Origin of the sequence: Ancylobacter lacus (assembly GCF_018390635.1) — a bacterium.
In the GTDB taxonomy this organism is placed as follows: domain Bacteria; phylum Pseudomonadota; class Alphaproteobacteria; order Rhizobiales; family Xanthobacteraceae; genus Ancylobacter; species Ancylobacter lacus.
On record NZ_JAHBGE010000055.1, the window covers coordinates 1 to 619 of the forward strand.

The 619-nt window shown below is 60.7% G+C and carries 1 protein-coding gene; it reads right to left on the bottom strand.

Annotated elements, in window-relative coordinates:
• Window positions 1-50: 50 nt before the first annotated feature.
• A complete protein-coding gene (locus tag KHC27_RS13805) occupies window positions 51-449 on the bottom strand; it encodes a LysR family transcriptional regulator (protein WP_213339967.1) in 399 nt (132 codons plus the stop codon).
• Window positions 450-619 lie beyond the last annotated feature (170 nt).

Here is a 619-nt window from a genome sequence, read left to right on the forward strand (position 1 = left end):
GGGCCTATCCCACCAAGCCCACCCTCAGTAACGTGGCCTGAGGACGACGCTTACATCCAATCGAGACGGACGCCGGTATGGCGCTGTTGAAAGGTTCGTAGAAGCTCGGCCAAGAAGTGGGTAGCCAGCGAAACCGATATGCCGATCCGAACATGACCGTCTTCTGCTCGTCCAATCGCGGAAACGTCGGCCGCGCCGTCGCCTATCTGACGAATAATGGCGCGGGCTCGACAGCAGAAGCGCTGGCCGGCGAGTGTCAGGCGGACTCCGCCATTGTAGCGATGGAAGAGAGAGGCGCCGAGGCGATCCTCCAGATCTCGGATGCGCCGACTGATGGATGATTCCTGGATGCCGAGGGCCATTCCGGCTTTGCGGAAACTGCCATGCTGGGCTGCGGCGAGGAAATATCGCAAATGCCGGACATCAACGGGGGCGATCGGCGTGGTCATCCTCCTGCCTCACGTCGACCGCGCCTGATGGATGAAGCCAGCGCTGTCTCTTTGACTGCCATGCCGCCGATGGGGCGATGACATCTCGATGTCTTTGAATAGATGTGGCCAGCCCATCGTAAGCGTCGTCCTCAGGCCACGTTACTGAGGGTGGGCTTGGTGGGATAGGC

What these genes read in the sequence shown, in the direction of transcription:
- KHC27_RS13805 (WP_213339967.1), bottom strand. Translation starts at nt 449, where the DNA reads ATGACCACGCCGATCGCCCCCGTTGATGTCCGGCATTTGCGATATTTC.